This is a genomic window from Jiangella alkaliphila (assembly GCF_900105925.1).
Classification (GTDB): domain Bacteria; phylum Actinomycetota; class Actinomycetes; order Jiangellales; family Jiangellaceae; genus Jiangella; species Jiangella alkaliphila.
Window position 1 is genome coordinate 2560815 of sequence record NZ_LT629791.1, and the last position, 21414, is coordinate 2582228.

Genomic DNA, 21414 nt, shown 5'->3' on the forward strand with positions numbered 1-21414 from the left:
CGGCCGGCCGGCCGGCCGCCGTCGGTCAGGTGGCGGCGACGGCGCCCACGCCGAAGGCGGCGAGCCAGATGCCGACGTGGTGGCTGATGAAGCCGGCCAGCGTGAACGCGTGGAACACCTCGTGGAAGCCGAACCAGCGCGGCGACGGGTTCGGCCGCTTCGTGCCGTAGACGACCGCGCCCAGCGTGTACATGAGCCCGCCGACGATGATCAGCGTGGCGACAGCGGCCCCGCCGTGCGAGGCGAACGACGGCAGCCAGAACACGGCGGCCCAGCCGAGCGCCACGTAGATGGGCACGTACAGCCAGCGCGGCGCACCGTCCCAGAACACCCGGAACGCCACACCGAGCAGCGCGCCCGCCCACACCAGCCAGAGCAGCACCGTCCCCTGGCTCGGCGGCAGGACGAGCAGCGTGAACGGCGTGTACGTGCCGGCGATGATCAGGAAGATGTTGGCGTGGTCGAACCGGCGCAGCACCGCGTGCACCCGCGGTGACCAGCGGCCGCGGTGGTAGACGCCGCTGATGCCGAACAGCAGCGCGGCGGTGAAGGTGTAGATGGACGCACTGACCCGCACCTGCGTGGTCGGCGCGACGATGACCAGCGCCAAGCCGGCCAGCACCGCGACGGGGAACGTGCCGGCGTGCAGCCAGCCACGCAGCCGCGGCTTCACCGCGGCGACGGCGTCGCGCACCTGCTCGTCGAACGTCATGAACCCCACCGTACCTGGGAATTCACCGCACATGCGGCGCAGGAGAGTACTCTCTGGCGGGGAGAAAGACGTTCGGCGAACGGCCACGATGCTGGAGGTGTCTCGGTCGATGGGTCTGTCCGACCTCCCTTACCGCATCTACGAGAAGCGCATCCAGCGGCACCTCGACCGCGGCCGCCTGCCGCAGCACGTCGCGGTGCTCATGGACGGCAACCGCCGCTGGGCGCGCGCGCTCAGCGCACCCACGTCGAGCGGCCACCAGGCCGGTGCCGAGAAGGCCCGTGAGTTCCTCGGCTGGTGCGACGAGCTCGATGTCAACGTCGTGACGCTCTGGATGCTGTCGACGGACAACCTCAACCGGCCCGAGGACGAGCTCGTTCCGCTGCTCGGGATCATCGAGAGCCTCATCCAGGACATCGCCGCCTCTGGGCGCTGGCGCGTGTACCCGATGGGCGCGCTCGACCTGCTGCCGCCGCGCACCGCCACGGTCATCAAGGAGGCGGCCGACCGCACCCGCGACCTCGACGGCATGCACGTCAACGTCGCGGTCGGATACGGCGGCCGGCGCGAGATCGCCGACGCCGTCCGCGCGCTGCTGCACGAGCACGCCGCGAAGGGCGCCTCGCTCGAGGAGGTGGCCGAGGTGGTCACCGTCGAGGGCATCGCCGAGCACCTCTACACCAAGGGCCAGCCCGACCCCGACCTCGTCATCAGGGCCAGCGGCGAGCAGCGGCTGTCCGGGTTCATGCTGTGGCAGAGCGCGAACTCCGAGTTCTACTTCTGTGAGGCGCTCTGGCCCGACTTCCGCCGGGTCGACTTCCTCCGCGCGCTGCGGTCCTACAGCGAGCGCGAACGCCGTTACGGCCGCTAGACCGCCGCAGCCAGGCCCGTCGCCGTCGCCTGGAGCAGCCGCCTGAGCTTGGGTTCGAAGTCGAGGGCGACGTGCCCCCAGCGCGGCACCTCCTCGTACAGCCGCGCCAGGGTGGGCGTCGGGTGCGACACCTGCCAGAAGCTCGCCGCGAGCGCGATCGTCGCGGCCATCAGCCCCTGGAGCTGGCCGGCGGTCATGGTGCTGGCGCGATCGAGCGTGCCGACGATCTCGTCGTGCGCGGCGAAGGCGTTCGTCTTGTAGCGGCGAGCGCGCTCGAGGTCGACGTCGCCCTCGAGGCTCATCGCGACATGGGAGAGCAGGTCGCAGAAGACCGGGAGGGTGGCGATCGTGTCGACGATGACCGCCGCGACGTCGGCCGGTCCCAGGCCGGTCCGGTCGCCGGCCGCGGCGCCGATCGCGTCGCGCCACCGGTTCCAGCCCCGCTCGGCCAGCTCGAGCAGCAGTTCCTCCTTGCTGGCGTAGTACCGGCGCGCGCCCGTCCGGTGCAGCCCCGCGCGCTCGGTGACAGCGGCCACCGTCACGAACCGCACGCCGCCCTGTTCGAGGGCCAGCGACTCGGCGGCGTCGAGCAGGTCCGCGGAGCGTTGCCGCTTGTCCTCGGTCGACCTGGCTCGCTCGCGCATGTGGCGGAGCTTAACGCGTCATGGGGTGCGCTACGGCGTGAGCGCGTGCTAGCGTCGAGTTAACGCATCACGTGATGCGTAAAGCGAAGCAGGGGAGCACCTCATGAAGGCTGTCCAGGCCACCCGATTCGGAGACCCGGCCGTACTGACGGTCGTCGACCTGCCGGATCCGGCGCCAGGGCCGGGCCAGGTCGCGATCGACGTGACGCACGCCGCCGTCGGCCTCATCGACCTGTTCTTCCGGCAGGGGCGGTACAAGGACCGGCCCGGCATGCCGCAGCCGCCGTTCATCCCGGGCCTCGAGGTCGCCGGCACGGTGCGCGCACTCGGTGCCGGCGTGACCGGACTCGCCGTCGGCGAGCGGGTCGTCTCGATGTCGGCGGGCGGCGGGACCGGCGGCTATGCGTCGGTGTTCGTCGCGCCGGCCTCCGTCGTCGTCTCGACCGAGGGCCACGACCTCGACCCCGCCCTCGCCGTCTCGGTCGTCCCCAACGCGGCGATGGCGCACGTCGCTCTCACCCGGGTGGTGCACCTGTCCGAGGGCGAGTCCGTGCTGGTCCACGGTGCCCTGGGCGGCTTCTCCGCCGCCTTCCCCGGCATGGCCAAGCGGCTGGGCGCGTCGCGGGTGGTGGGGACGGTCCGGGCGAGCAGGCTGGCCGCGGCCGCCGCCACCAAGCTGCCGTACGACCTGATCGTCGACTCCGCCGAGCTGCCGGACGCTCTGGGCGACGAGAGGTTCGACGTGGTCATCGACCCGGTCGGCGGGGCGGTCCGGAGCCAGAGCTTGGATCTGATGCCGCCGGGCGGCCGTCTCCTGGCGGCGGGCAACGCCAGCGGCGACTGGGACCACCAGGTCGCGAGCAACCAGCTCTGGCTGGGCAGCGTCACCATCGCCGGGTTCAACGCCGGTGCCTACCTGCCGGCCCACCCGCAGGGGGTCCGCCCCGCGCTCGAGGCCGCGCTGGACGTCGTCGCCGCCGGGCTGGGCCAGGTGGACGTCGACGTGCTCCCGTTCAGCGCCGCCGCCCGCGCGCACGAGCGGATGGAGAGCCGCGCCGTCGACGGGCGGATCGTCCTCACGCCGGAGCCGTGACCACGCCGTTCTAGGCGGCCAGCGCGTCGCGGCCGAGGAAGGCGAGCAGCCGCACGCCGGCTCGGCGCAACGATGTGGGATCGCTGCGCGATCGATGTGAGAACACTGTCGTGTCCGCCACCGTGATGCCGCATCGTTTCCGCGGCGATCTCACATTGATCACGACCGCGTCGACAGTGCGCCCACCCGCGTCGAGCCATTGGATGAGATCACTCGGTGAAATCGCTTGGGGATCGCTGTGCTTGCCGGGCGGCGTCGCTGTCGCCAGAGCAACAGTGATCCACCCCACCCAACGCAGCGAACTCACGCAGTGAGGTACGGCGAACATCACCTCTACCACCCATGAGGACCATGATCATGGCGCTGTTGTTGCTGCCCTGGCGACACAAAGCGCGCCATGATCATGGTTCTCACCGAGTGCGTGCCCCACTTCCTGGCGCGCACTGCCGCCGACCACACCAAGAACCGGATTCATTCATCTAAGCGGCCAGCGCGTCGCGGCCGAGGAAGGCGAGCAGCCGCACGCCGGCCTCGTCGGCGTCGTGCCCGGGCAGCGGCGGCGCGAACCGCACCGGCCGGTCAGCGTCGTCGACCAGCAGGTTCGACACCCCTAGCAGGCGCAGCGCGAACGGCGGCGGCAGCGGCCGGTCGGCGCCGCAGGCGCGGGCGACGTCCCAGCCGTGCACGGCGATCTCCAGCGCTCCGGCCGCGGCGACCGCGCGGGCGGCGAGCCACCGGTCCCCGACCGCGACGATGTCCGGCCCGGCGCCGGCGGCGCACCGGGCGAGCAGTCGACAGGCGCGGTGCCGCAGCGTGCCGACCGGATCGGCCTCCGCCGCGGCGTCGCCGGCGCGCGGCGCGGCGACCCGGCCGGCCCCCGTGGCCTCCAGCAGCGCCAGCAGCGAGTCGTTCATGTGCCGCAGCAGCGCGCGCAGGTCCCAGCCCGCGCACGGCGTGGGCCGCGACAGCAGCGCCGGCCGGACCAGCCCGAGGCTGACCGTCGTGTAGGCGAGCGCCCGTTCGAGCAGCTCGGGCGCGTCGGCCGGCGGCTCGGTCATGGCAGGACGTCCGGCAGCCCGAACGCCGGGAACAGGCCGACGTCGAAGAACTGCGCCACGTGCGTGATGCCGGCCGCACCGATCGACACGACCTGGACCGCGAACGGACGATAGACGCCCTCGTCGTCGCGCAGGTACTGCGCCAGCGCAGGCTGGCCGTTGGCGGACGTGCGGACGATGCGCAGGTCGCCGGCGCGCTTCATCGGGCACTGGACGAGGATCAGCTCGCGGATGTCGGCCGGGCCGACGAACCAGGCGGCGAACGGCGGCATCTCCCAGGCCGCGTCGGCGGTGAGCACCCGGACCAGCGCGTCGATGTCGTAGGCCTCGAACGCGGTGACGTATCGCGCCAGCAGGTCCTCGTGCTCCGGCGGCAGCGGCTCGACGGCGTCGTCCTCGGACGGCGCGACCTTGCCCAGCTGGGCGTGCGCCCGTTGCAGCATGCTGTTGACCGCAGCGGTCGACGTCTCGAGCAGGTCGGCGACCTCCGCGGCCTTCCACCTGAGCACGTCGCGCAGGACGAGCACGGCACGCTGCCGCGGCGGCAGGTGCTGCAGCGCCGCGATCAGCGCCAGCCGGACGCTCTCGCGCGAGGTGACGACGGCGGCGGGGTCGGCGCCGTCGGTGCTGCCGGCCCCGATCGCGACGTCGGGCAGCGGCTCCAGCCACGGCACCTCGGACCGTTCGAGCAGGTCGCCACTCGGCTCGGTGCTCGGACCGCCCAGCCCGGTCGGCATCGGCCGGCGGTTGCGGCTCTCCAGCGCCGTGAGGCAGGCGTTGGTCGCGATGCGGTACAGCCAGGTGCGCAACGACGAGCGGTCCTCGAACCGGTCGTAGGCCCGCCAGGCGCGCAGGTACGTCTCCTGCACCAGGTCCTCGGCGTCGTGGACCGACCCGAGCATGCGGTAGCAGTGCGCCAGCAGCTCGCGCCGGTACGGCTGGGCGAGCTGCTGGAAGTCGCCCGTGCTCTCGTCGGTCGTGGTGTGCACCGTCGCCTCCCTCGTCACCTGCCGACGATACGCCGCCGACGGGACCGGCCGGCGATCGTCGGCGATGGACGGGAGCGCGGTGAGCGCTGCCGTCATGCGCGGTTCGCGGCCATCTGGGCTTGGTGCTCGGGGCTGATCTGGATGATCTGGACGTAGTTGCCGTCCGGGTCGATCGCGGTGGCGAACAGACTGCCGTCGCGGTCCTCCAGCGGGGCCAGCCAGCGCACGCTCATCTCGTCCAGCCGCCCGGCCACGGAGCGGGCGTCCTCGACGTCGAAGTTGAGGATCACCCGGCCCGGCTCCGGGTTGGCCGGCCCGACGTCGTCGCGCCGGTCGATCATCAGGTGGAAGTCGCCGTAGCGCAGGATGCGGTAGTCGCCGACGCGCGCGTCGTCGGCCGGGGCGAGCGCCGCGGCGTACCACGTGGCCAGGCGGTCCGGGTCGGTGCTGGACAGCAGGATGCTCGCGAGGGTGGCGCCACTCATGGGGGTCTCCTTGTCGTGCGGGTCTCGTATTCGGGTAGACCGCCGGCGGCGCGGAAAGTCATCGCGGCCGACCTTGTCGGTGCCCGCTGCTTGACTGTGATCATGAACGAGCGAGCGATCCTGGTCCTGGGTGGCACCGGCACCGTGGGGCGGCGGCTGGTCGCCCGGCTGCGCGACGCCGGCGCGCCGGTGCGGGCGGCGTCACGCCACGGCGACGTGCGCTTCGACTGGTCCGCGCCGCCGACGTGGGAGCCGGCGCTGGCCGGTGCCGATCGGCTGTTCCTCATGGCGCCCGACGGCATCGCGGTCGAGCCCGCGTTCGTCGAGCTGGCGGTGGAGTCCGGCGTGCGCCGCGTCGTGCTGCTGTCCAGCCGTGGCATCGAGGCCATGGGCGACGAGCGGTTGCTCGCCGCCGAGGCGACGGTGCGCGGGTCCGGTGCCGACTGGACCATCCTGCGCGCCGACTGGTTCGACCAGAACTTCGACGAGGGCTTCTTCCAGCGGGCTGTCATGGCCGGTGAGCTGGCGCTGCCGCTCGGCGACCTCCGCCAGGCCTTCGTCGACGCGGGCGACATCGCCGCCGCGGCCGCCGCGGTGCTCACCTCGGAGGGTCACGGTGGCCGGCGCTACGACGTCACCGGCCCGCGGCCGCTGTCGTTCGCCGCGGCCGTCGAGATCATCGCGCGGGTGGCCGGGCGGCCGGTGCGATACCTGGGCACCGTCGACGACTACCTCGCGCAGCAGCAGGCGATCGGCGTGCCACCCGAAGCGGCCGAGGGCGCCGCGGCCGCGTTCACCGCCCTCGCCGAGACCGGCGACGCCGAACCCAGCGACGACGTGCGCCGCCTCACCGGCCGCCTGCCGCTGTCGTTCGAGACGTACGCCGCCGGTGCGGCCGCCGCCGGCGCGTGGAGCGACTGAGCCATGCCCGCGCCGCGGCTGCGCGAGACCCGAGCGTCGTCCGCCCGGCTCAGCGCAGCCGCGGGTCCAGGGCGTCGCGGATGAGGTCGCCGAGCACGATGAAGCTGAGCACCGTCAAGCTCAGGAACAGCGACGGGAAGATCAGCAGGTGCGGGGCGGCCGCGAAGTCCGTCGACGCGTTCGACAGCTGCAGCCCCCACGAGATCGCGGGCGCCTGCAGGCCGACGCCGAGGAAGGTGAGGGTGGACTCGACGACGATGACCGTGCCGATGTCGAGCGTCACCATGACCATGATCGGCGTGATCGCGTTCGGCAGCACGTGCCGGCGCAGCAGCCACACCTTGCTGCCGCCCAGCCCGACCGACGCGCGCACGTAATCCATGTCGCGCACCTGGATGACGCTCGAGCGCATCACCCGGGTCATCGACGGCCAGCGGAACATGGCCAGCACCAACGCGACCACCAGGATGCTGCGCGCCTCGAACGCCGTCAGCACGACCAGCGCGCCGAGCAGGAACGGGAACCCGAAGAACACGTCCGCGAACCGCGACACGACGGCGTCCACGACCCGGCCGAAGAACCCGGCCAGGCTGCCCAGCACCAGCGCGAGCACCAGCGTCAACGCTGTCACCAGCACGCCGACGCTGATCGAGGCCCTGGCGCCGTGCACGACGTTCGCGTAGACGTCGCAGCCCTGCTTGTCGAAGCCGAACGGGTGGCCGGACGCCGGGCCCTCGATGCTGCGCGACAGGTCGCACACGCGCGGGTCGCCGTTGCCGAACCAGCCGGCGAACAGCTGCGGCGCGATCGCCATCACCATGAGCAGGATCACCAGCAGCGACGCGATGATGAACAGCGGGCGCCGGCGCAGCTCCCGCCAGGCGTCGCCGACCAGCGTCGACGAACTGCCCGAACCACCGGCGGCCGGCGCGTCGGCACCGCCGGGCGAGGCCGGCTCGGCGGTCGTGATGGCGGACGTGGGGTCACTCATGACGGATCCTCGGGTCGAGCACGCCGTAGAGCAGGTCCACGACGAGGTTGGCCAGGAGGAAGATCACGACCAGGACGGTGGCGACGCCGACGACGACCGGTCCCTGCTGCGACGCGATGGACGAGAACAGCAGCTGGCCGACGCCCGGCAGGTTGAACACGCCCTCGATGATCACCGTGCCGCCGAGCAGGTAGCCCAGGTCGATGCCTAGGAACGTCACGGCCGGGATCAGCGAGTTCCGCAGCACGTGCCGCACCACGACCCGGCGCCGGCTCAGGCCCTTCGCCACCGCCGTCTTGACGTAGTCGGCGCGCAGGTTCTCCAGCATGCTGGCGCGCACCAGCCGGGCCACCGAGGCCAGGCCGAAGATCGCCAGGATGATCGACGGCAGCAGGTAGCTCACCGGCCAGCCGTCGTCGATGCCGGACACCGGCACGATGCCGAGCCTGACGCCGAACACGATCTGCGCGGTGTACGCGAGCACGAACACCGGGACCGAGATGACGGCGACGGTGAAGAACAGCACCGTGTGGTCCAGCCAGGTGCCCTTGCGCAGCGCCGTCAGCACGCCCAGCCCGACGCCCACGACCACCTGGATCACCCACGCCGTCAGCGCGAGCTTGATCGTGACCGGCCAGCGCTGCCCCATGAGGTCGGCCACCGGGCGCCCGTTGAAGTCGGTGCCGAGGTCGCCGGTGAACAGGTTCCCGAGGTACTTCAGGTACTGCAGCAGCACCGGGTCGTCGAGGTTGAACTGGGCCCGCAGCGCGTTGACGACGCTGTCCGGCAGCTGCCGGTCGCCGCCCAGAGCGCGGATCGGGTCGCCTGGCAGCGCGTAGACCGCGAGGTAGATGAGCAGGGTGACGCCGAAGAACACCAGCACCAGCTGCAGCAGGCGCGCGACGACGTACTTGCCCATGCCTGACGACCTCAGCCGCGCCGCGCCGCGTGGGCCGCGGTGACGATGATGGCGGCGTACTGCACGGCCGCCAGCTTGCCGTACGGGATGGCCTGCGCGGGGGTCACTTCGGTGGCTTCGGCGGCCCAGGTCTCGTAGAGCGCGTCCATGGCGGCCCGCTGCTCGCGGATGACCGGCGTGCCGTTGCCGATCGCCAGCTCGCCGTCCAGCGCCCGCAGCAGGGTCCCGCCCCAGCGCAGCCGGAACATGTGCACCATGTCGAGGCAGCCGAACCGCTCCGACACCGTCGCCGGCCGCTGCGAGTCGGGGTGGCCGGCCCGGTGGTCGCTCTGCAGCGCCGCCTTGGCCAGCATCGGGACGAACGCCTCGGACGAGCGCAGGAACGGCGACTGCGCGGTGAGGTCGGGGCGGGCCGCGGCGAGGATGCGGTCCAGCCGGACGTGGATGTCGCGCAGCCCCTCGGCCTGCTCCCGCAGCACGTCCGCGTACGTCCGGGTGAGCAGGGTGTCGTCGTCGGCGTCGGGGTGGGTCCAGTACGGCATCTCGGTGACCAGCGTCAGCGTGCCGTACTTGGCGGCGTACGCGGCGCTGGAGTCGCCCGCCTGCCGCTCCGTCGGGTCCAGGCCGGCCGCCTCGACGAAGTCGTACTGGTCCTCGGTGCGGATCATCCCGAAGATCGCCGGCGCGTATCGCTCGACGTACGGCGCCTCCGGCTCGCCGGTGTCCAGCGGCAGCCCGACGCCCGCGGCGATGTCGTGCAGCAGCGGGTAGAGCTCGGGCTCCGGGCGGGACAGGTAGTAGTAGACGCCGCCGTACTCGCCGTTGTGCAGCGAGCACATGAACGCCGGCTTGGTGTCGTCGATCAGCCGCATCAGCGCGACCGTCTCCGGCAGCATCCGGTCGAAGTAGCCCCGCTTGTACTCGAACGGGAACGTCCACTCGACCTGCTCGTCCGGGGCCGGACGGTAGAAGCGCCGGCCGTACGCCGCCCTCGTCAGCGGGCCGCGGAACCAGCCCTCGTTGAGCCGCATGCCGTCGGGGTCGATGCACGGGACGACGTGCCAGGTGTAGCCCATGCGGTCCAGCAGCTCGCGGTCGGACGTCAGCCGCTCGATCAGGTGCAGCGCGGTGATGTTGCCGATCGGCTCGTTCGGGTGCACGCCGCCGAAGACGACGGCGTGCCGGTCCGCGGAGCCGATCGTGATCGCCTCGATCGGCTCACCGAGCCGCGACGTGCCCACCCGGCGAACCCGCGTCACGTCCGGGTGGGCCGCGTGCGTGCGCTCCAGCGCGGCGGCCAACTCGTCGACCGTGGGGAACGCGTCGGCCTGCGGCTGCACCCGTAGTGCCTCGTCGACCAGGTGGGACGTCGGGATCGTCACTCTCTGCCCTTCTCTGCGTGCTGACGTTCGCGGCGTGCCGCGATCAGTTGACGACGACCTCGTTGAGCTCGATCTGGTCGAAGCCGATGATCACGTTGGAGACGTTGCTGCTGTGCGCGTAGACGTACTTGGCGTAGAACAGCGGGACGATCGGGAAGTCCTCGATGATCCGCTGCTCGGCCGCCTTGTACAGCTCGGTGGCCTCGTCCAGCGACGGCGCCGCGTCGGCCTCCGCGATCAGCGCGTCGACCTCGGGGTTGCTGTACTTGCCGGCGCCTTCGCGGGCGTCACCCGTGGTGCTGAACACCGAGCGCAGCTGGCTCTGCATGCTCGGGTACAGCGAGCCCCAGCCGCCGCGGAACGGGCCGGTGGCCTGCTCGGTGCGCAGGGCGTCGAGGAACTGGACGAAGCCCGGCTGGCTCTGCGTGACGACCTCCTCGATGCCGAGGTTCTGCCGGATCTGGTTGGCCAGCGCCTCGAACGTCTGGTCGTAGCCGACGCCGCCCGGGAACCAGATCTCCATCGGGCCCTCCCAGCCGCCGGCCTCGGCCAGCAACTCCTTGGCCCGGTCGGGGTCGAACTCGCAGAACTCGCCGCACATGCCCTCGGTGCCGCCGCCCGGCGCGGACGGGCCGTGATACGACGTGGCCGGCGTGTACAGGCCGCCGAAGATCGCCTCGTTCACGGCGTCCCGGTCGATCGCCATCGAGACCGCCTGCCGCAGCCGCGGGTCCTGGAAGCGCGGGTCCCACAGCGGGAAGCCCAGCCAGTCCAGCCGGATCGCATTGAACGCGACGAAGCTGTCCGGGAAGTCGGTGGTGACCTGCTTGTACTTCTCCTGCGGCACCGACACGATGTCGACCGCGCCGCCGATGGCGTCGGTGTACGCCGTGGTGGTGTCGCTGTAGATGCGGAACGTGATGCCGTCGGCGTTCGGCTGCGGGCCCTGGTAGTCCTCGTACCGCGTCACCGACAGCTGGACGTCGTGCTCCCACGTGCCGTCCATCATGTACGGCCCGTTGCCGATCGGCGCCTCGTTGAACGCGTCGAAGTCCTCGAACGCGACGGCGGGCAGCGGGTAGAAGCCCGGCTGGCCGAGCTTGTAGGGGAACTGGCTGTCGGCCGCGACCAGCGTGACCCGCAGCGTGTTCTCGTCGACCACCTCGACGCCGGACAGCGTGTCGGTGGCCGGCTCGCCCTGGGCCGGGTTCAGTTCGGCCCAGCCGACGATGCCGGACAGCTGGGCGTTGTTGGACCAGGCGTTCGGCCCGTAGGCGGTCGCGTTCCACGCGTCGGCGTAGCTCTGCGCCGTCACCGGCGTGCCGTCGTGGAACGTCCAGCCCGGCTTGAGCGCGATGGTCCAGACGACGTTGTCGTCACTCTCGATCGACTCCGCGTGCAGCATCTGCGGCTCGCTCTGGTCGCCGAACTTGATCAGGCCGGAGAAGAGCGCGTGCATCTCGTCGAACGCGCCCTGGGCTCGGCCCGGGATGAGGAAGTCGGGTTCGTCGATGCCGACGGAGAACGTGCCGCCGGTGCTCTCGCCGCCGTCGCCGCCCGTGCTGGAGCTGTCGTCGTCGGAGCCGCCGCCACATGCGGTGACGGTGAAGAGAGCAGCACCGACAGCGAGTGCTGCGAGCCGTTGCCACGTGCGCATGGTCACCTCTCGGGGTGGGCCGCGGGCAGTGTGGGTGCCCGTTCACTTGAAGTGTGGGTGAATCTAGTGACACGCTGAACTTTCAAGCAAGAGATATTCTGATCGAACTTTCAGAAGTTACTGAGACTTAATCGTTGGTGTCGAGGGCGGAACATGCCCGGAACGCCACAGACGCCACCGGCGCCGCGTACTGGCGGACCTCGGTGGTCATGGCCCACCATGTGGGCCAAAGGAGGTTTCATGGCGGACGACCGGGCCAAGCTCGAGTTCTTCGTCGAGGAGCTCGGGCTGCTCTTCGAAGAGATGGGGCAAGGCCGGATGAACGGCCGGGTGCTGGGATACCTCATGCTCAGCACGACTCCGCAGGTCTCCACTGCCGAGCTCATGCGTGAGCTGAACGCCAGCGCAGGCTCCATCTCGACGGCGACCCGGGCGCTTGCGGAGCCTGGCTTCATCCGCCGGGTGTCGGTGCCAGGCTCGCGTGGCCACTTCTACCGCGCGGACGAGGATGTCTGGGGCGCCTTCCTCGCAACGGAACACCGGTGGTTCGCCACCCGCCGCCGCCTGGCGACGTCGGTGCTCGCCGCGCTGGAGTCCCCGGACGACGTGGTCCGGACGCGGATGGAGAATATGTACGCCTACTTCGAGTGGCTTGAGACCTACCACCAGAAGATGTCCGCCGATTGGGAGGCGTATAAGCGCCAGCGCGACGCCGAACGCGACAGCGCCCGCTGACCCGACCGTGCAGGACGCGCACCGGCGAAACACATCGTTCACGGGCCGTTCAGGCGTGTCCTATCGCCGGCATCATGCTTGGCAGTAATCTTGGTAGTGGCGGACGGTGGGTAGCCGGCCGCTCGGGAGGCCCGTCCTACGTGCTGACACATGGCGCGAACGGAGGGCCGGCACCCGGCCCAGTGGGCTCGGTCCCGGCACTCCGCGCGACACAGACGCCTGATTCGTCAGGGTGCACTCAGGCGTGAGGGAGACGGACGTGGCCGCTTCCAAGACTCAGACCCGTCGTCGCACCATCCGGCAGGAGCCGGCTCGCCGCACATACGTCCTCGATACGAGCGTGCTGCTGGCCGACCCGTACGCGATCCTCCGCTTCGCGGAGCACGAGGTCGTCCTGCCGATCGTGGTGATCACCGAACTCGAGGCCAAGCGCCACCATCCAGAGCTGGGGTACTTCGCGCGGGCGGCACTGCGGCTGCTCGACGAGCTCCGGGTGGAGCACGGCCGCCTCGACGATCCCATACCAGTGGGTGACGACGACGGCACGGTCCGGGTGGAGCTGAACCACACCGATCCCGAAGTGCTGCCGGCCGGTTTCCGGCTTGGCGACAACGACTCCCGCATCCTGGCGGTGGCCCGCAACCTGGCCGCCGAGGGGAACGACGTCACGCTGGTGTCGAAGGACCTGCCGATGCGGGTCAAGGCGTCCTCGGTCGGCCTGCACGCCGAGGAGTACCGCGCCGAGACCGTCGTCGAGTCGGGCTGGACGGGCATGGCGGAGCTGGAGGTGCCCGGCAGCCTGCTGGACGAGTTGTACGAGAACGGGTCGGCCGACTTCGAGCAGGCGCGCGATCTGCCCTGCCACACCGGCCTGGTGCTGCACAGCGAGCGCGGCAGCGGTCTGGGCCGCATGACGGCGGACAAGCGGATCCGGCTGGTGCGTGGCGATCGTGAGGCGTTCGGGCTGCACGGCCGGTCCGCCGAGCAGCGCATCGCGCTGGACCTGCTGCTCGACGAGGAGGTCGGCATCGTCTCGCTGGGCGGGCGGGCCGGCACCGGCAAGTCGGCGCTGGCGCTGTGCGCCGGGCTCGAGGCGGTCATGGAGCGCCGGCTGCACAAGAAGGTGGTCGTGTTCCGGCCGTTGTACGCGGTCGGCGGGCAGGATCTCGGCTACCTGCCGGGCAGCGAGTCGGAGAAGATGAACCCCTGGGCTCAGGCGGTCTTCGACACGCTCGGCGCGCTGACCACGCAGGACGTCATCGACGAGGTGGTCGAGCGGGGCATGCTCGAGGTGCTGCCGCTCACCCACATCCGTGGCCGGTCGCTGCACGACTCCTTCGTGATCGTCGACGAGGCGCAGTCGCTGGAGCGCAACGTGCTGCTGACGGTGCTGTCGCGCATCGGCAGCAACTCGCGCGTCGTCCTGACGCACGACGTCGGGCAGCGCGACAACCTGCGCGTGGGCCGGCACGACGGCGTCGTCGCGGTGGCCGAGAAGCTCAAGGGGCACCCGCTGTTCGCGCACGTGACGCTGACCCGGTCGGAGCGCTCGCCGATCGCCGCTCTGGTCACCGAGATGCTGGAGCGGATGCCCGGGTGAGCGAAGTCTCATTCCGTTGATTCGTCAGCTATTTCCGCGACGCCCGTGCTACCGCACCCGCCGGTGCGGTAGCGCGGGCGTCGCCGCTGGTCAGCCGCATGGGACGGACGGGGCGCGACGGCGTCCGCGTCGGCCGGCGTGCCGGGTCCCTACCTAGCCACCGAGCGTCACGATGGGCCGTGTGACACGCGATGGAGTTGGCAACGATCACGTTTCCATTGCAATGTGGTGGGGCCCTACAGGAAGGTTCACCCACTCGTGCATCGAAGACGCAGACGTCTGCGCCGAGTCGCCGCAGGACTCGGCCTCGTCGCATCGATCGCTCTCCTCGCCACCCTCTTCACGGGGTGGCTCGTCGATTCAGCCGGCTCCGGAAGCAGCAGCACCGTGGCGAGCACGCAGCAGGTGACGCTCCCCGAGGTCGGCGCCAAGGCCCAGGAGCCCGCGCCGCCGTCCCTCGAACGCGACCTCGCGGCCGCGGCCGAGGCACAGGTGCAGGCCGAGGCAGCGGCCGCTCAGGCTCAGGCGGAGGCCGAAGCCCAGGCGCAGGCTGAGGCCGAGGCGGCCGCCGCCGCGGAGGCCGAACGTCAGGCAGCGGCCGAGGAGGCCGCCCGGTCGCTGGAGCGGGCCGTCGAGGACCCCCAGTCCGCCGCCCGCACCCTGATGGCCGACTACGGCTGGGGCGACGACCAGTTCCAGTGCCTGGACAACCTGTGGACCCGCGAGTCGAACTGGCGGCACACGGCCGAGAACCCGTCGTCCGGCGCGTACGGCATCCCGCAGTCGCTGCCCGCGAACAAGATGGCCCGGTTCGGCGACGACTACCGCACCAACCCGGTCACCCAGATCGAGTGGGGCCTCTGGTACATCGAGGGCCGCTACGGCGACCCGTGCGGCGCATGGGCGCACTCGGAGTCCGTCGGCTGGTACTGAGTCCAGCGCAATACACGCCTCGCCCCCGCCACCGAGTTCCGGTGACGGGGGCGACGTGCATCTTGGTCAAACAGTCGGCGGGCGGGTCATGCTCAGCACGTCGAGGGCCCGGTCGAGCTGCTCCTCGGTGAGCTTGCCGCCGGCGACGTAGCCGCGCTCGACGACGACCTCGCGGATGGTCTTCCGCTCGGCCAGCGCCTGCTTCGCGACCTTGGCCGCCTCTTCGTAGCCGATGTAGCGGTTCAGCGGCGTGACGATGGACGGCGACGACTCGGCGTACTCGCGGTTGCGCTCCTCGTTCGCCTCGATGCCGGCGACGCAGCGGTCGGCGAACAGCCGCGAGATGTTCGCCAGCAGCCGGATCGACTCGAGCACGTTGCGGGCGATGACCGGCAGCATGACGTTGAGCTCGAAGTTGCCGGCCGCGCCCGCGAACGCCACCGTCGCGTCGTTGCCGACGACCTGCGCCGACACCATGCACAGCGCCTCGGGGATGACGGGGTTGACCTTGCCCGGCATGATCGACGAGCCGGGCTGGAGGTCGGGCAGGGCGATCTCGGCCAGGCCGGCCCGCGGGCCGGAGCCCATCCAGCGGACGTCGTTGGAGATCTTGTAGAGCGACACGGCGATGGTGCGCAGCTGGCCGGACAGCTCGACCAGGCCGTCGCGGGCGCCCTGGGCCTCGAAGTGGTTGCGCGCCTCGGTGAACGGCAGCCCGGAGTCGGTGGCGATGCGGCCGATGACGGCGGACGCGAACCCGGGCGGCGTGTTGATGCCGGTGCCGACGGCGGTGCCGCCCAGCGGGACCTCGGCGACCCGCGGCAGCACGGCCTCGAGCCGCTCGACGCCGTAGGAGACCTGGGCCGCGTAGCCGCCGAACTCCTGGCCGAGCGTGACCGGGGTGGCGTCCATCAGGTGCGTGCGGCCGCTCTTGACGACGGAGGCGAACTCGACGGACTTGCGCGACAGCTCGCCCTCGAGGTGGCGCAGCGCCGGGATGAGGTCCTCGACGACCGCGCGCGTAGCGGCGATGTGGATGGCCGTCGGGAACACGTCGTTGCTCGACTGCGACGCGTTGACGTGGTCGTTCGGGTGCACTGGCCGGCCCAGGCGCTCGGTGGCGAGGGTGGCGATGACCTCGTTGGTGTTCATGTTGCTGGACGTGCCGGACCCGGTCTGGAACACGTCGATCGGGAAGTGGGCGTCGTGGTCGCCGTTCGCGACGTCGGCTGCGGCGTCCTGGACGGCCTTCGCGATGTCGCTGTCGAGGACCCCCAGCTCGGCGTTGACCTGCGCCGCCGCGCCCTTGATGGAGGCCAGCGCGCGGATCAGCGCGCCCTCGATCGGCGTGCCGGAGATCGGGAAGTTCTCGACGGCGCGCTGGGTCTGCGCGCGGTACTTCGCCGCCGCGGGAACCCGGACCTCGCCCATGGTGTCGTGTTCGATGCGGTACTCCTGGTCGCTCATGCTCCCATCATCGTCGACCGGCAGCCCTCCCGGCCCGCCGGGGTACTCCCGCCGGCGGCCCAGATCTCAGGGTCCTGTCAGGGGAAATCCGGGTGATCGAGGGCACATTGCCGGGCACTATGTGAAGCAGGCATAATCGGACTATAAAGAATGAGCCTTCGTTTTACGAGGACCGAGGGAGGGACGGGGCGGGCACACCCACTCCGGACGTCGCCCCGGCACGACATGGCCTTCGACATCCGCGACTACACCCGAACGTCCCGAGCCGTGGAGTGGCAGGATCTGCCGCTTGACGAGTTCCGGACCAACCCGCTTCCGCCCGACACGTTGCGCAGCCTCCGCTACATGTGCGACGTCGAGTACCACACCGTCTGCTACCTGCGCGACATGCTCGTGACGCCGTCACACAAGGACCCGCAGGTCACAGCGTTCATGACGATGTGGAACATGGAGGAGTTCTGGCACGGCGAGGCGCTCGCCGAGGTGCTGAACCTCCACGGCCTGCAGATCGACTACGACCACCTCAAGGCGACCCGGCTGCGCATGGGCTGGCGCGACAAGCTCGATCCGATCAAGCAGTCGGTGCTGGCCAACGTGATCGGCCAGGACTTCGTCGCCGTGCACATGATCTGGGGCGCGGCGAACGAGTGGTCGGCGATCACCGCGTACAACCGGCTGGCCCAGCTGGAGCAGCACCCCGTCCTCGCCGAACTGCTGCAGCGCATCGCCAAGCAGGAGGCGCGGCACGTCGCCTTCTACGCCACCCAAGCCCGCGACCGGCTGGCCCGTAGCAAGAAGGCGCAGAAGATCGCCCGGTTCGCGCTGCGCAAGTACTGGGGCCCGGTCGGCACCGGCGTCATGGCCGAGACCGAGGTGCGGCACGTGCTGCGCCACCTCATGAGTGGCCCGGACGGACGGCACGCGGCTCGCACCATCGACGGCCACATCGCCAAGATGCCGGGCCTGGCCGGCCTGCACATCGTCGAGGACGCGCTGGACGCCCGCGGTATCCCGGCCTGACGCCGTCGCCCCTTCGGCTCAGGGGCGGCGGGCGACGTAGACGTGGTAGTCGACGTCGCGGTTCCCGCGCCGGACCGTCCGCACCACTTGTTCGACCGAGCCGACGGCGTCGGCCAGCACGCCGGCCAGGACCGGCGCCGGCGCCGCCGACCAGACCGCCAGCAGGCCGCCCGGGCGCAGCGCCCGGGCGGCGACGGCGAGCAGCGGCCGCTCGTACACTTCGGCGTTGGCCTCGTGGACGAGGAAGTGCGGCCCGTTGTCGACGTCGAGCAGGATGCCGTCGTACGTCGACGGCGGCACCGACGGCAGCATGGCGCGGACGTCGTCGACCACCGTCCGCACGCGCGGATCGCCGACGACGGCCTCCAGGCCCGGCACGACGCCGCGCCGCAGCACGTCGACCAGCGTGGGCTCGATCTCGACGACGTCGACCCGCCGCACCCGGGCGTCGGCCAGCAGCGACCCGACGGTGAACCCGAAGCCGAGCCCGGCCACCAGCACCGTCGCCGGCTCCGGATGCCGGTCCAGCAGCAGCTCGCCCAGCAGCCGCTCCGTCGACGTCTCGGCGGTGTCCATGAGGAACGTGCCGTTGACGATCAGCTCGTAGACCGGGCCGCCGGACGCCGCCCGGCGGCGGACCACCACCTCGCCGTCGACGCCGTCGTGGCGGACCAGTGTCTGAGGGGTGTCGAACACGAGAACACCGTATGTCCTCGACCCACGGCACTCGATGTCGTAGGTTCGACTCACACCCTGACGCTCCGATGCCGTAGCGGTCACTGGAGCGACACCCGCTCCAGGGAGGCGATGTGGTCAGAAGGACCGTCAGCGTCGCGGCCGCCACCGCCCTATTGGCTGGGCTGACCGCGTGTGGCAGTGACGACTCCACCCCGACACTCACGTGGTACATCAATCCCGACAACGGCGGACAGGCCGAGCTGGCCAGCCGATGTACCGAAGCCGCCGACGGCGCCTACCGCATCGAGACGTCGCTGCTGCCCCGCGAGGCGTCCTCGCAGCGTGAGCAGCTGGCCCGGCGGCTCGCGGCGAGTGACTCGTCCATCGACATCATCAGCCTCGACCCGCCGTTCATCCCGGAGCTGGCCGAGGCCGGGTTCCTCGCCGAGATCCCCGACGACGTCGCCGAGTCGGTCACCGAGAACGTCGTGCAGGGCGCCATCGACGGCGCCACCTGGCGCGACGAGCTGGTCGCGGTCCCGTTCTGGGCCAACACCCAGCTGCTCTGGTATCGCAGGTCGGTCGCCGAGGCCGCCGGCCTCGACCCCGAGAACGAGCCGGTCACCTGGCAGCAGATCATCGACGCCGCCCAGTCGCAGGACAAGTACCTCGGCGTCCAGGGCATCCGGGCCGAGGCGCTGACGGTGTGGATCAACGCGCTGGTCACGTCGGCCGGCGGCGAGATCCTCGAGAACCCCGAGGCGCCGGCCGACGAGGTCCAGCTGGGGCTCGACACCGACGCCGGCCGCTCCGCCGCTCAGATCATCGAGGACATCGCCCGCAACGGGCTGGGCGGGCCAGGGCTGGCGAACGAGGACGAGAACGCGTCGATGCTGCAGTTCCAGGGCGACCGCGGCTCGTTCATGGTCAACTGGCCGTTCGTGTGGGCCGCCACGCTGGCCGGCGTCGAAGGCGGCAACCTCGACCAGGCGCTGGTCGACGACATCGGCTGGGCGCTCTACCCCGAGGTCACCGAGGGTGAGGACTCTCGTCCACCGTACGGCGGCATCAACCTCGGCATCGGCGCGTTCAGCGACCACCCCGACCTCGCCATCGAGGCCGCCCAGTGCATCGTCCAGCCTGACAACCAGGCGTACTACATGGTCACCAACGGCAACCCGGCGTCGAACACCGAGGCCTACGACGACCCGGACGTCCAGGAGGCCTTCCCGATGGCCGACCTCATCCGCGAGTCGCTGGAGGCGGCGGCGCCGCGGCCGCAGACCCCGTACTACAACGAGGTCTCGACCGGCCTGCAGAACACCTGGCATCCACCGAACTCCGTCACACCCGACTCCTCACCCGAGGACGCCACGACGCTCATCACTGAGGTCTTGAAGGGGGAGAGGCTGCTATGAGCGTGACGGAGACCGCGGGCGACACCGGCCGGTCGGCCGAAGGCGGCCGGCACGGGCGTGGCGGCAAGATCCCGCTCAGCGACCGGGCGCGGGCCGAGCGGCGGCTGGGCTGGTGGCTGGCCGGCCCGGCGTTCGTGGTGATGCTGCTGGTCACCGCGTACCCGATCCTGCAGGCGTTCTACGAGTCGCTGTTCAAGTTCCGCCTCACCGATCCCGATGCCCGCGAGTTCACCTGGCTGAACAACTACGTGGTGGTGCTGACCGACGGCGTCTGGTGGCGGGCGGTCGGCGTGACGGTGCTCATCACCGTCATCACGGTCGCCATCGAGGCGGTGCTGGGCTTCGCGCTGGCGCTGGTCATGCACCGGGCGCTGACGACGCTGCGGCCGATCCTGCGCACGGCCATCCTCGTCCCGTATGCGATCATCACCGTCGTCTCGGCGTTCGCGTGGTTCTACGCCTTCAGCATCGACTCCGGGTTCGTGAACTCCTGGTTCAACTGGGCGCCAGGCATCAGCGAGAACACCAACTGGTTCGGCGAGTTCGGCACGTCGGTGTTCGTCATCATCGCGTCGGAGATCTGGAAGACGACGCCGTTCATCTCGCTGCTGCTCCTGGCCGGCCTCGCGCAGGTGCCGGAGGACCTGCAGGAGGCGGCCAAGGTCGACGGCGCCACTTGGTGGCAGCGGTTGTACAAGGTGACCATCCCGAACATGAAGGCCGCCATCATGGTGGCGCTGCTGTTCCGGACCCTCGACGCGTTCCGCATCTTCGACAACGTCTTCATCATGACCCAGGGCGCCAACAACACCGAGGTCGTCTCGTTCCTCGCCTATAGACAGACGATCAGCCGGCTAGAGATCGGCCTCGGCTCTGCGGTCTCCGTGCTGCTGTTCCTGTGTGTCGTGCTGATCAGCTTCCTCTTCATCAAGTTGTTCAAGGTCGATCTGGCCAGCGCGAGAGGGGAACGGTGATGGACGAACAGGAGCTCTCGCGCGGCACCAAGGCGTGGTGGTGGGTCGCCGGCATCGTCGTGATCGTCTACGCGCTGTTCCCGGTCGCGTGGATCGTGTCGCTGTCGTTCAAGACGCCCAGCGACCTCGCGAACCTGCAGTTCCTGCCGACGAACTGGGTCTGGGACAACTACGACAACATCCTCGCCGGCGACGCTCAGGACCTGTTCCTGTCGGCGCTGCGCAACTCCATCGGCATCTCGCTGATCGCCACGTTCATCTCGGTGGTGCTGGCGACGTTCTGCGCGTACGCCATCGCCAGGCTCGACTTCCCGGGCAAGCGGCTGATCCTGACGACGGCGCTCGCGGTGGCGATCTTCCCGGTCATCTCGATCGTCACGCCGCTGTTCAACCTGTGGCGCAACATCGGCCTGTACGACACCTGGCCGGGCCTGATCATCCCGTACCTCTCGCTGACGCTGCCGATCTCGATCTGGACGCTGTCGGCGTTCTTCCGGCAGATCCCATGGGAGCTGGAGCAGGCCGCTCAGGTCGACGGCGCCACCACCTGGCAGGCCTTCCGCAAGGTGATCGTCCCGTTGGCCACGCCCGGCGTGTTCACGACAGCGATCATCTCGTTCTTCATCGCGTGGAACGACTTCGTGTACGGCATCTCGCTGACCTCGACCGAGGCGGCTCGGCCGGTCCCCGCGGCGCTGGCGTTCTTCACCGGCGCTTCGCAGTTCGAAGAGCCCACCGGGGCGATCGCGGCGGCCGCCGTGGTCGTCACCATCCCGGTCGTCATCCTCGTTCTGCTGTTCCAACGCCGGATCGTGTCCGGCCTGACTCAGGGCGCCGTCAAGGGCTGACCCCGCTGCGACTGGAGGA

At 70.5% G+C, this 21414-nt stretch carries 22 protein-coding genes; 10 read left to right on the plus strand and 12 right to left on the minus strand.

The window, feature by feature from the left end; all coding sequences use genetic code 11:
• Positions 1-25 precede the first annotated feature (25 nt).
• The gene (trhA, locus tag BLV05_RS11945) at positions 26-712 is read right to left on the minus strand and encodes a PAQR family membrane homeostasis protein TrhA (protein ID WP_046768589.1); all 687 of its coding nucleotides are present in this window, start codon (positions 710-712) and stop codon (positions 26-28) included.
• A 109-nt stretch (positions 713-821) separates the two neighbouring features.
• Here trhA and BLV05_RS11950 point away from each other — a divergent pair, with 109 nt between their 5' ends.
• On the plus strand, positions 822-1583 hold the full coding sequence (locus BLV05_RS11950) for an isoprenyl transferase (protein ID WP_046768588.1): 762 nt from the start codon (positions 822-824) through the stop codon (positions 1581-1583).
• On the opposite strand, the gene BLV05_RS11955 is transcribed toward BLV05_RS11950, so the two are convergent.
• A complete protein-coding gene (locus BLV05_RS11955; RefSeq protein WP_082155190.1) occupies positions 1580-2227 on the minus strand; it encodes a TetR family transcriptional regulator in 648 nt (215 codons plus the stop codon). The genes BLV05_RS11950 and BLV05_RS11955 overlap by 4 nt on opposite strands.
• A gap of 103 nt (positions 2228-2330) precedes the next feature.
• Between BLV05_RS11955 and BLV05_RS11960 the strand changes: the two genes are divergently transcribed.
• Positions 2331-3320 (plus strand): quinone oxidoreductase family protein, encoded by a 990-nt coding sequence (locus BLV05_RS11960; protein WP_046768513.1) that lies wholly within the window; start codon positions 2331-2333, stop codon positions 3318-3320.
• A gap of 10 nt (positions 3321-3330) precedes the next feature.
• On the opposite strand, the gene BLV05_RS35745 is transcribed toward BLV05_RS11960, so the two are convergent.
• From BLV05_RS35745 to BLV05_RS11975, 4 genes are all read right to left on the minus strand, one after another.
• Entirely contained in the window at positions 3331-3660 is a 330-nt protein-coding gene (locus BLV05_RS35745) for a hypothetical protein (RefSeq protein WP_152690718.1), read from the minus strand.
• 139 nt (positions 3661-3799) lie between these two features.
• Positions 3800-4378, minus strand: coding sequence for a TIGR03086 family metal-binding protein (locus BLV05_RS11965; protein WP_046768512.1), 579 nt, complete (start codon positions 4376-4378; stop codon positions 3800-3802).
• Positions 4375-5463, minus strand: coding sequence for a sigma-70 family RNA polymerase sigma factor (locus BLV05_RS11970; protein WP_082155189.1), 1089 nt, complete (start codon positions 5461-5463; stop codon positions 4375-4377). Before BLV05_RS11970 ends, BLV05_RS11965 begins: the two co-directional genes overlap by 4 nt.
• Positions 5460-5852 carry a VOC family protein gene (locus BLV05_RS11975; protein ID WP_046768511.1) on the minus strand — a complete coding sequence of 131 codons (393 nt, stop codon included), beginning with the start codon at positions 5850-5852 and terminating at the stop codon, positions 5460-5462. Before BLV05_RS11975 ends, BLV05_RS11970 begins: the two co-directional genes overlap by 4 nt.
• 102 nt (positions 5853-5954) lie before the next feature.
• Between BLV05_RS11975 and BLV05_RS11980 the strand changes: the two genes are divergently transcribed.
• Positions 5955-6773, plus strand: a complete 819-nt coding sequence (locus tag BLV05_RS11980) for an NAD(P)H-binding protein (protein ID WP_046768585.1) — start codon at positions 5955-5957, stop codon at positions 6771-6773.
• Between the two features lie 49 nt (positions 6774-6822).
• On the opposite strand, the gene BLV05_RS11985 is transcribed toward BLV05_RS11980, so the two are convergent.
• The 4 genes from BLV05_RS11985 to BLV05_RS12000 are packed head-to-tail and all read right to left on the minus strand — an operon-like array spanning position 6823 to position 11722.
• Positions 6823-7764 (minus strand): ABC transporter permease, encoded by a 942-nt coding sequence (locus BLV05_RS11985; protein ID WP_046768510.1) that lies wholly within the window; start codon positions 7762-7764, stop codon positions 6823-6825.
• The gene (locus tag BLV05_RS11990; protein ID WP_046768509.1) at positions 7757-8683 is read right to left on the minus strand and encodes an ABC transporter permease; all 927 of its coding nucleotides are present in this window, start codon (positions 8681-8683) and stop codon (positions 7757-7759) included. The genes BLV05_RS11985 and BLV05_RS11990 overlap by 8 nt, the downstream gene beginning before the upstream one ends.
• A gap of 11 nt (positions 8684-8694) precedes the next feature.
• Positions 8695-10065, minus strand: a complete 1371-nt coding sequence (locus BLV05_RS11995; protein ID WP_046768508.1) for a M14 family zinc carboxypeptidase — start codon at positions 10063-10065, stop codon at positions 8695-8697.
• A gap of 43 nt (positions 10066-10108) precedes the next feature.
• Entirely contained in the window at positions 10109-11722 is a 1614-nt protein-coding gene (locus BLV05_RS12000; protein WP_046768584.1) for a peptide ABC transporter substrate-binding protein, read from the minus strand.
• A 240-nt stretch (positions 11723-11962) separates the two neighbouring features.
• Here BLV05_RS12000 and BLV05_RS12005 point away from each other — a divergent pair, with 240 nt between their 5' ends.
• The 3 genes from BLV05_RS12005 to BLV05_RS36970 all read left to right on the plus strand — a co-directional run bounded on the left by BLV05_RS12005 (position 11963) and on the right by BLV05_RS36970 (position 14990).
• Positions 11963-12457, plus strand: coding sequence for a GbsR/MarR family transcriptional regulator (locus tag BLV05_RS12005; protein ID WP_046768507.1), 495 nt, complete (start codon positions 11963-11965; stop codon positions 12455-12457).
• Positions 12458-12716: 259 nt separating this feature from the next.
• Positions 12717-14057: a PhoH family protein gene (locus BLV05_RS12010; protein ID WP_046768506.1), complete on the plus strand. Its 1341-nt coding sequence runs from the start codon at positions 12717-12719 to the stop codon at positions 14055-14057.
• A gap of 387 nt (positions 14058-14444) precedes the next feature.
• Positions 14445-14990 (plus strand): aggregation-promoting factor C-terminal-like domain-containing protein, encoded by a 546-nt coding sequence (locus tag BLV05_RS36970; protein WP_052762394.1) that lies wholly within the window; start codon positions 14445-14447, stop codon positions 14988-14990.
• A 66-nt stretch (positions 14991-15056) separates the two neighbouring features.
• Here BLV05_RS36970 and BLV05_RS12025 read toward each other — a convergent pair whose 3' ends face one another.
• Positions 15057-16457, minus strand: coding sequence for a class II fumarate hydratase (locus BLV05_RS12025; protein ID WP_046768504.1), 1401 nt, complete (start codon positions 16455-16457; stop codon positions 15057-15059).
• Between the two features lie 225 nt (positions 16458-16682).
• On the opposite strand from BLV05_RS12025, the gene BLV05_RS12030 reads away from it, so the two are divergent.
• The gene (locus BLV05_RS12030; protein WP_046768503.1) at positions 16683-17477 is read left to right on the plus strand and encodes a hypothetical protein; all 795 of its coding nucleotides are present in this window, start codon (positions 16683-16685) and stop codon (positions 17475-17477) included.
• A gap of 18 nt (positions 17478-17495) precedes the next feature.
• Here BLV05_RS12030 and BLV05_RS12035 read toward each other — a convergent pair whose 3' ends face one another.
• Positions 17496-18173: a spermine/spermidine synthase domain-containing protein gene (locus tag BLV05_RS12035; protein WP_046768502.1), complete on the minus strand. Its 678-nt coding sequence runs from the start codon at positions 18171-18173 to the stop codon at positions 17496-17498.
• Between the two features lie 113 nt (positions 18174-18286).
• Here BLV05_RS12035 and BLV05_RS12040 point away from each other — a divergent pair, with 113 nt between their 5' ends.
• Genes BLV05_RS12040 through BLV05_RS12050 form a run of 3 tightly spaced genes read left to right on the plus strand, consistent with a single transcriptional unit; the run spans position 18287 to position 21395 of the window.
• Entirely contained in the window at positions 18287-19573 is a 1287-nt protein-coding gene (locus BLV05_RS12040; RefSeq protein ID WP_046768501.1) for an extracellular solute-binding protein, read from the plus strand.
• On the plus strand, positions 19570-20547 hold the full coding sequence (locus BLV05_RS12045; RefSeq protein ID WP_082155188.1) for a carbohydrate ABC transporter permease: 978 nt from the start codon (positions 19570-19572) through the stop codon (positions 20545-20547). Before BLV05_RS12040 ends, BLV05_RS12045 begins: the two co-directional genes overlap by 4 nt.
• A complete protein-coding gene (locus tag BLV05_RS12050; RefSeq protein ID WP_046768500.1) occupies positions 20547-21395 on the plus strand; it encodes a carbohydrate ABC transporter permease in 849 nt (282 codons plus the stop codon). Before BLV05_RS12045 ends, BLV05_RS12050 begins: the two co-directional genes overlap by 1 nt.
• The last annotated feature ends 19 nt before the right edge of the window (positions 21396-21414 follow it).

Coding starts and splice junctions, on each gene's coding strand:
- BLV05_RS12045 (WP_082155188.1), top strand. CDS start 19,570: ATGAGCGTGACGGAGACCGCGGGCGACACCGGCCGGTCGGCCGAAGGC.
- BLV05_RS11980 (WP_046768585.1), top strand. CDS start 5,955: ATGAACGAGCGAGCGATCCTGGTCCTGGGTGGCACCGGCACCGTGGGG.
- BLV05_RS11965 (WP_046768512.1), bottom strand. CDS start 4,378: ATGACCGAGCCGCCGGCCGACGCGCCCGAGCTGCTCGAACGGGCGCTC.
- BLV05_RS12005 (WP_046768507.1), top strand. CDS start 11,963: ATGGCGGACGACCGGGCCAAGCTCGAGTTCTTCGTCGAGGAGCTCGGG.
- BLV05_RS11985 (WP_046768510.1), bottom strand. CDS start 7,764: ATGAGTGACCCCACGTCCGCCATCACGACCGCCGAGCCGGCCTCGCCC.
- BLV05_RS12050 (WP_046768500.1), top strand. CDS start 20,547: ATGGACGAACAGGAGCTCTCGCGCGGCACCAAGGCGTGGTGGTGGGTC.
- BLV05_RS11955 (WP_082155190.1), bottom strand. CDS start 2,227: ATGCGCGAGCGAGCCAGGTCGACCGAGGACAAGCGGCAACGCTCCGCG.
- BLV05_RS11975 (WP_046768511.1), bottom strand. CDS start 5,852: ATGAGTGGCGCCACCCTCGCGAGCATCCTGCTGTCCAGCACCGACCCG.
- BLV05_RS12030 (WP_046768503.1), top strand. CDS start 16,683: ATGGCCTTCGACATCCGCGACTACACCCGAACGTCCCGAGCCGTGGAG.
- BLV05_RS12000 (WP_046768584.1), bottom strand. CDS start 11,722: ATGCGCACGTGGCAACGGCTCGCAGCACTCGCTGTCGGTGCTGCTCTC.
- trhA (WP_046768589.1), bottom strand. CDS start 712: ATGACGTTCGACGAGCAGGTGCGCGACGCCGTCGCCGCGGTGAAGCCG.
- BLV05_RS11990 (WP_046768509.1), bottom strand. CDS start 8,683: ATGGGCAAGTACGTCGTCGCGCGCCTGCTGCAGCTGGTGCTGGTGTTC.
- BLV05_RS12025 (WP_046768504.1), bottom strand. CDS start 16,457: ATGAGCGACCAGGAGTACCGCATCGAACACGACACCATGGGCGAGGTC.
- BLV05_RS11950 (WP_046768588.1), top strand. CDS start 822: ATGGGTCTGTCCGACCTCCCTTACCGCATCTACGAGAAGCGCATCCAG.
- BLV05_RS11970 (WP_082155189.1), bottom strand. CDS start 5,463: ATGACGGCAGCGCTCACCGCGCTCCCGTCCATCGCCGACGATCGCCGG.
- BLV05_RS11960 (WP_046768513.1), top strand. CDS start 2,331: ATGAAGGCTGTCCAGGCCACCCGATTCGGAGACCCGGCCGTACTGACG.